Genomic DNA, 7,176 nt, shown 5'->3' with positions numbered 1-7,176 from the left:
CACCGGATCAACTGACGTCGATACTCGGAGGAGAGCAACCAGAATCACGTGCAGAGGCATCTACGAGAGGACCGCGCTAAACACGTACGCGGCGCGACCGTAGTTGCCACCTTCCATTATCTGTCGAAGAATATCGGTATACTGATCGACAATGTTGTCGATGGCCGTCGTTCGAGAGATTCCTGCATCAAGTGCCGGCCGGATGTCAAAAAAGGAAAATGCAGGTAGGATATCTGCACAGTCAAAGTAATACACATCATCGAGGTCACCAAACTGGATGGAATGAGCGAGTAGATACTGATCGATAGCTTCGCCACCTTTCGGATCGATGAGGACATCGAGACCGTCGGTCGCTGCATGATTATCGAGAAACCCACTGATACCAAGCATTGATTTCCCACTCCCAACGGTCCCACTGATGAGCGTATTCTTGGTTTGGGTCTCCGGCGGCACTGCAATCCGCATGTCAAGTGCCACGCCATCCTGTGTTACCGGATGTCCCAGCGTCAGTCCTGGATCACGGTATATCGCAAGTCGTTTGTCAGGTGGGAGCGGCAACACGGTCTGCTCGCCGGGCGTCACATCGAGGGCACGATTGCCTTCGGCGGTTACGGTTTCTCCACCGATCAAGCAGAGATATGGCGCTTCTTGTGCATCGACGACGATGCCCGGACTCCTGTTTTTCGCCCAGGGTGCTAGTGTCGTAAACCGATCCGTATCGGGCGGATGCACCACGCGATTACACAAGTTTTCATACAGGCCGGATGCTTCTTCGTACGTCGGCGGACCAATGGATGTCGATAAGAAGCGATCAGGATTATCATCGACCACCACTCGTCCCTCGATGGTGTAGGACTTGCTGCCGATCGAACCGAACGCCGACGCAAGCTCCTTGGCGACGCGATAACCTTCCTTGGTGTTGGACGGTGCCGTGACCACCGCTGCCCGAGCGGTGGCCGAAAATGAACGATGCGCATCACGCATCTCGATCGCGTCATGTCGTCGTTTTTCGGCCGTAGTCATCTCGTGGTCGATGTTGGGATCGGTCGAGATACTCCCGATCGTTCGCGGCAACAATCTGTCGCGACCCCGCTTCAACTGCCCCTGTCGCTGATCGGCCAGCTCCGTCCAGTCGGTCATCGGTTCGAGAAGTGTCTGATAGATAACTGTCTCGGATGTGGAAGCCATTGTCTCGAGAACGCCGGCGAGTGGCAGATCACTGTATCCACCATCGACGGATTCACTCTCTGGATGGGTTGTTGTCTCTGTGTCCAGTCCCACCTGCCAGTCTCTCCGGCGTTTGGCTTTCGCGTTATACGTGACACCGGTGATTCGACGTCGATTCTGTTCGAGAACCGGTCCATCACCGATCTTACTCCTCTCCAGATCCGCAACTTCGGCGAGACATAGCGATTCTTCCCTGAGCTCATATGTATCAGGAAAAACACCTCGAAGCGCTCGTTTGAGTGTGTCGAGACGGCCGTTCTTAACTCCGAAATAATACTCAATCTTCGTTTGAGCACCGTCCCTCGAAACGAGCAGACACTCGATCACTGCGGATGTTGATCCATCTGACAGTTCTTCGAACAATGACGAATCTTCCGATACTGTCAGCTCATGTAGGTGCCGAAATTGACTTTCGACAGCCGATTTATCAAGCCCATCTTCACTGGGATGAACCCTCAGATACTCTCGTGTCTGGTTGTCGTCTGTGCTGACACTGATGGCGGTTCCGTCGTCGACTCCGTCACTACTGTCTTTTGTCTCTGACATCTGTTTTGGAGATCGTTGTTTTGATTGCGAGCATCATCGGCCTACACCATTTAATTATTGTATTCAACTATATACCTTCGCTTATAACTTAGAGTAATATAAGAATTTGAATTTATAATTGTTTCTATAGGTTGTAGTAAATTAGTTGCGATCAATAAATCCTCCAGTGATACTTTCACGTCGAATGCCTCCGGGGCTGATTCGGTGGAACAGGTGACGGTGCGCCCTCGTCGTTTGGTGGTGGTCGAGCGGCCGGCCCGTGGGCGTTCCCGACACCGCTAGTTGCAGTCATCGAGCGATCGCTGTTGGTCCGCTCTGGCGGCAGGGTGGGCACCGATCTCGACGCTGTGGTCGGTCTCGATCGATCCGTCTGTGGACTGGTGATCGTCACTGCTGTCGGCGATCGTGCTGGCTGTGCCACGGCCGTAGTGAGCTTCGAAGAATCCACGCCACCGATCTAGCCGCGGCAATGTTGCGAACACCTCGTTAATGTCGATTGGCTGGATGAACAGCTCGTCGTCGTGGGTACAACCGAGAGCGCAGACGATCCGGTAGAGCGTATCGTCCCACAAATTGTTGGTAATGCGATTTCTTTATTCGGTCTGCGACGTAAGCATTTGACACACGGTTCTCTGACTGGCTTTCACCTGCGTTATTCACCTATCTGTTGAGTTCTGGTGCCGATTTTCAAGCGGCTTGAGCCGTAGCTCACCGAAACCGTATCGAGAATGCGATCCCACCCGAGTGAGACCATTCTTCGCGGTTTCCACCGGTCGGTCACCACAATACTGCACGATTTGTCCGTGATCGACCGTTCTGAGGTCGAATACCTCCCGATGTTCAAGGATTTTCTCCTGACGGAAGCGCAGGTTTTCGCTGCTTTCAGTCCACCACCATGGAACGGACCGATCGTTCACTGCCGGGTACTCCGATTCCAGTACAAACGGTGTCACCAACTCGATGAGGTATGTCTCAGCACCCTCAAGCCGCGAATAATCAAGTGTGTCGAGATCAAGCATCCGTGTGTCCTTTAGCGCAACCTCACCGTAACCGTAGTTGCGCTTCCCGCCGAACTGGTGTCCCTCCAGCGTATCCTCGTCGAGCGGGAGTACCTCTGGGTCATTAGCATGCAGGTACGCGTGAATGTACCATTTTGTCGTCCGCTGTTGGCCTTGCTGATCCTCCCGGCGACCCATGATGGTCTCATGAGCGAGCGTTGGATTGCCCCCATGAACACGGAGATCGTGGGTGTTCAGCGCATCACGAGCACGACTGTCGAGAAGCCAGGCGTGTGACGCCTGCCGCTGAATGAAGAGGTCGTCGTACGCTTCTACATCGGGGAGACCGCTTCCGAGATATGGTTTGGCACCCGACTGACTGTGTTCATCGGGAAATTGACCGAACTGGCCGGGCACGAACACACCATGGCTCGCTGAGAGTGTGGCGTGTGTCTCGGGATCGAGCTGCTGGCCGAGCGCGTGCAGGATAGCGTTGCCCGACACGTAGTACGGGTGGCCGATGTAGTCCATCCGCAGTTCCCAGAGGACTTGTTGAATCTCCGTCATCGGTCGGGCCTCCATTCGGCGAAGTCCTCGAGATACTGGAGTGCGGTGCTCCATGACCGGATACGACGGAGATTCGCATCGAGGGTCATGTCGTATTTGTCGTGGTCGGTATCGAGCGGGTGCGCCGTCAGCCGACTCCACGTTGCCGCCCACGATCGCCATGGGCGGCTCCCGAGCCGGGCGGACGGCCGCCCGTTGCTGTCTGCATCGATGTGGAGTGCAAACCGTTCGCCATCGAAGATCGTTCGGAACGGTTCGATTTCGTCCGTGGTATCGACGATGAGCTGGAGGTCTGTGAACTCGGTGTCGTTGCGGTAGTTGTCGAGCAGCGCCGCTACGAGGAGCGTGTGGTACTTCAGACTGGTATAGGGGTGGTAGACGGATTCGTTGAATCCGGCGGCTACGTCGCTCTCCAGCCACTGCTCATGCGCAATTTTAGCGTTATCGATGGTGAGTAGGTCACGTACGTCACTCGCGACGATCCCCTGTGAGAATTCATGGTGGTCGCAGACGGGCTCGCCGGTAAGCAGCGAAAGCCGAGAGCGACCATTGTGAGTCGGAACGGTTCGCTCCTGTATCTGCTGTGGACGTGAGAGTGCCGCCGCATCGCGATCTGCACCCTCAGGGACGACCTGATTGACGGACACTCCAGCGAACGTCTCCCGAGCATCGTCATGGCTCTCACCTGTGAACTTGTGGGCGTCGTGGCGGAACGCCGCGAGAATCACGTCGTTCATGATTCAGCCTCGATACGCTCGGCGAGTGCTGATTCGAATTCGGGCAGATACTCATCAGCCCACTTGGCGTCCTTGTCGGCCATCGTCTGTGTGCTATCTTTCCCTCGATTGAACACCCGCTGGAGTTCGCGCTCCTCATAGAGCGGATTCACCAGTTCACAATCGACGATTCCGCCGCCGAAGTTCCGGGCACCACCGAGTTGGTGCATGAACTCCGTTCTCCTTTCATTCAATAATTCGATAGCTTCAACGAGTAGCCCGACGAACTCGGGTTTGGATTCTCGGAAGGACAGATGCCAGGTGCCGTCTACGTTCGCGACGGCGTCAACCGAGATGTTTCGCAGCGGTTCGCGGCCGTCCTCTTGGTTTCGCGAAACGACATTCCGATTCAGTTGTCGGTAGTGGCCTTCCGCTTGGCCGCGGGTGTAGTCTACATGGGAACGAACGGGCGAGAACTTGATCGGTCGGCGCATTACTTTGCCAGGACGATTCCCGAACCCGCCGAAGAGGTCCAAGATGACGCACCCGTCGCCGTCTTCGGTGTCGAGACAGTCGCCTTTCGGATGGTATCCGGCATCGAGATCACGTGTGTATACGCCGTCTTTGCGGAAGTTGGCGTTGGCCTCGCCGGGGTGGCAGGCAGTGCCGTCGTGGGATTGGACGACCTGCTCCATTCCGTGACGCAACCACCCCGAGAGGCTGAATGCAGGAATGATGCCTCCGATCTGGTTTTGTGGATCCGTAGCTTCGTAGTTCCCGTTCGAGGCGTGGTGGCGATCGGTCATTATGCTATCGTTGACAACGAGCAGATCCGTCTGTATCCGGATGAATACATCGCGGAATTCTGTCACCTGTTTGCCGTTCATAGCATCTCTCCCTCATTAGGACTACTCGCATCGATGATGGTGACGTCAAGAAGCGTCAGCGTATGCGACTGAAAAGCCACGTCTGATGTAAGTCCTAATCGAGCGGTAGCTAACCACTCGTGGCACCCACAGGATGGGTATTCAATGACATCTTGATTGCATTCGGCGCAGAATAATCGTGCAACTGAAAGTACCTGTTCGCCCGCGCATCGGTATGCGTAAGCGGTCACGTTGTCACCCTCACCGAGTTCTGACTTGCAGTACGTACAGACGGCCGTTCCATTAGCACCGACATCTAATCCGGTAATTGTCTGTCTGGCGGCGTCCGTGTGGGCGCTCATTCGCTGACACCCCACATTGCACACACAGGTGTGCAGGACACACTGTCATCGAATAGCGACTTTGTGCGAAAGTCGTCTTTGGTGGTCGACGTACCACATCGATCGTAGCATTCAGATTTGTCGGCCAGTACGACATCGTTTTGTTTACGTCGGGTAGTAGTGTCCATTGCTTCCATTCCCGGAAGCGCGGGCGGCGTTGCAGCGCCGTCCGATTTCTCGGCGACCCACGCTTCTCACTCTGTTCTATGTCTTTCGACCACTTAAAGGTTTCCACATGTGGAAATGTTTCCATATATGGAACTCCTCTCTGATCGATACACTACCGTAGAGCGTAATGCAATGGCAAAAAATAGTCTCGGTATGGGACGAAGACGGGCGTTGCTTACCGACCGCGAACGAGAGCTGATTGCCAACGAAGATCTCGAAGGTCCCCGTTATGTTGTTATCTCACGTGTGCGAAGCAAGGTGCGAGACGAACTGCCGGAGGACATTGAGCTGCTCCGCGAGCATCACCCACAACTGCTTGAGGAAATTCACAAAGTGGTCTGTAATGAATAGTATGACCGTCTCTCCGTCGTACGAACACTCTGATTGGTCTAATGCTAGTTCTGATACCAGTATTCTTTAGTCATTTCCCTATCCACATCCGAAAATGATACTTGTAACAGGTGGTGCAGGATTCATTGGCGGTCATCTTGCCGAAAAATTCGTTCGCGACGGCCACGCAGTCGTCGTACTTGATAATCTCGACCCGTTCTACGATCTCGACATTAAACGACACAACATCGAATGCGCCCGCGAAGCAGCCCAAAACGGTCCGGGGAGCTACGAATTCATTGAAGGAGACATCCGTGATGACGATCTCGTGACCGAACTTGTCGACGATGCCACCTTCGTCTTTCATCAGGCGGCACAGGCTGGCGTCCGGACCAGCGTCAAGAATCCTCGAACAGTTACCGACATTAACGTCGAAGGAACCCTGAACGTGCTCGACGCAGCGCGTAATTCAACCGTTGAGCGCGTCGTCTTTGCGAGTTCGTCGTCGGTCTATGGTAAACCAAGTTATCTCCCCTACGATGAGGACCATCCGACGACACCAGTAAGTCCCTACGGCGTCTCGAAACTCGCTGCTGAGAACTATGTCCGAGTGTACGGTGATCTCTATGACATCCCGACCGTTGCGCTCCGATATTTCACCGTCTACGGTCCTCGCATGCGCCCAAATATGGCAATCTCGAATTTCGTCTCGCGGTGTATGAATACCGAATCGCCGGTGATCTATGGCGATGGCACCCAGACTCGTGATTTCACCTATATCGACGATATCGTCCGTACGAATTCGAAACTACTTGATACCGATGCTGCGGACGGCGAGGTGCTGAACATCGGTAGCACCGATAACGTCTCCATTGCGACGCTTGCCGAGGTCATTCGAGATACGATCGCCCCTGAGCTTGCCATTGAGCATGATGAGCGCCGAACCGGCGACGCAGAGCATACCCATGCGGATGTGACGAAAGCAAGCAATATTCTGTGCTATGAACCGACAGAAAATATTCGTAGTGGTGTTCAGAGATTTATTGCCTGGTATCGAGAGAATCGGGAGTGGTATGAGCCGCTCGTTCAGTCTTCATGACATCCCGATCTCTTCAAACGGCATATTTGCCTTCGTGGGCGAGCCAGCTTAAACTGCACTTCCCATCGAGAGCGTGTCATAGAATTCGTCACACCTTGATAGCGTGCTGAGAAACAATGTTTGACTGGAAGACATTATCACCATCCTAAACTAGCGGCAGCAATCTTTTCGTGCGATAGCCCCTAAACCATGCCAACTGTTCTATGACACGCTGCCACCGGAAAAAAAAAACTTAGCCCTTTTGAGACGGAGAATGCC

General features: G+C 54.2%; 7 protein-coding genes. 2 read left to right on the top strand and 5 right to left on the bottom strand.

Annotation, left to right across the window (positions count from 1 at the left end; all coding sequences use genetic code 11):
* Positions 1-60: 60 nt before the first annotated feature.
* From C451_RS20155 to C451_RS20135, 5 genes are all read right to left on the bottom strand, one after another.
* Positions 61-1,773, bottom strand: a complete 1,713-nt coding sequence (locus C451_RS20155; RefSeq protein ID WP_007743667.1) for a hypothetical protein — start codon at positions 1,771-1,773, stop codon at positions 61-63.
* Between the two features lie 278 nt (positions 1,774-2,051).
* Entirely contained in the window at positions 2,052-2,345 is a 294-nt protein-coding gene (locus tag C451_RS20150; protein ID WP_007743665.1) for a hypothetical protein, read from the bottom strand.
* A gap of 84 nt (positions 2,346-2,429) precedes the next feature.
* Positions 2,430-3,353, bottom strand: coding sequence for a hypothetical protein (locus C451_RS20145; protein ID WP_007743664.1), 924 nt, complete (start codon positions 3,351-3,353; stop codon positions 2,430-2,432).
* A complete protein-coding gene (locus C451_RS20140; RefSeq protein WP_049913298.1) occupies positions 3,335-4,075 on the bottom strand; it encodes a hypothetical protein in 741 nt (246 codons plus the stop codon). Before C451_RS20140 ends, C451_RS20145 begins: the two co-directional genes overlap by 19 nt.
* A complete protein-coding gene (locus C451_RS20135) occupies positions 4,072-4,941 on the bottom strand; it encodes a hypothetical protein (protein WP_007743663.1) in 870 nt (289 codons plus the stop codon). The genes C451_RS20140 and C451_RS20135 overlap by 4 nt, the downstream gene beginning before the upstream one ends.
* Positions 4,942-5,576: 635 nt before the next feature.
* Between C451_RS20135 and C451_RS20130 the strand changes: the two genes are divergently transcribed.
* Both C451_RS20130 and C451_RS20125 read left to right on the top strand, forming a co-directional pair.
* Positions 5,577-5,840: a hypothetical protein gene (locus C451_RS20130; protein WP_241431274.1), complete on the top strand. Its 264-nt coding sequence runs from the start codon at positions 5,577-5,579 to the stop codon at positions 5,838-5,840.
* A gap of 94 nt (positions 5,841-5,934) precedes the next feature.
* Entirely contained in the window at positions 5,935-6,918 is a 984-nt protein-coding gene (locus C451_RS20125; RefSeq protein WP_007743662.1) for an SDR family oxidoreductase, read from the top strand.
* The last annotated feature ends 258 nt before the right edge of the window (positions 6,919-7,176 follow it).

The organism is Halococcus thailandensis JCM 13552, from assembly GCF_000336715.1.
In the GTDB taxonomy this organism is placed as follows: Archaea; Halobacteriota; Halobacteria; order Halobacteriales; family Halococcaceae; genus Halococcus; species Halococcus thailandensis.
The sequence above is the reverse complement of the archived record's forward strand: the minus strand, read 5'-3'. Positions and strand labels throughout refer to the sequence as shown.

Excerpts from the sequence above, each read along its gene's own strand:
- C451_RS20155 (WP_007743667.1), bottom strand. The coding sequence starts at position 1,773 with ATGTCAGAGACAAAAGACAGTAGTGACGGAGTCGACGACGGAACCGCC.
- C451_RS20145 (WP_007743664.1), bottom strand. The coding sequence starts at position 3,353 with ATGGAGGCCCGACCGATGACGGAGATTCAACAAGTCCTCTGGGAACTG.
- C451_RS20140 (WP_049913298.1), bottom strand. The coding sequence starts at position 4,075 with ATGAACGACGTGATTCTCGCGGCGTTCCGCCACGACGCCCACAAGTTC.
- C451_RS20135 (WP_007743663.1), bottom strand. The coding sequence starts at position 4,941 with ATGAACGGCAAACAGGTGACAGAATTCCGCGATGTATTCATCCGGATA.
- C451_RS20130 (WP_241431274.1), top strand. The coding sequence starts at position 5,577 with ATGGAACTCCTCTCTGATCGATACACTACCGTAGAGCGTAATGCAATG.
- C451_RS20125 (WP_007743662.1), top strand. The coding sequence starts at position 5,935 with ATGATACTTGTAACAGGTGGTGCAGGATTCATTGGCGGTCATCTTGCC.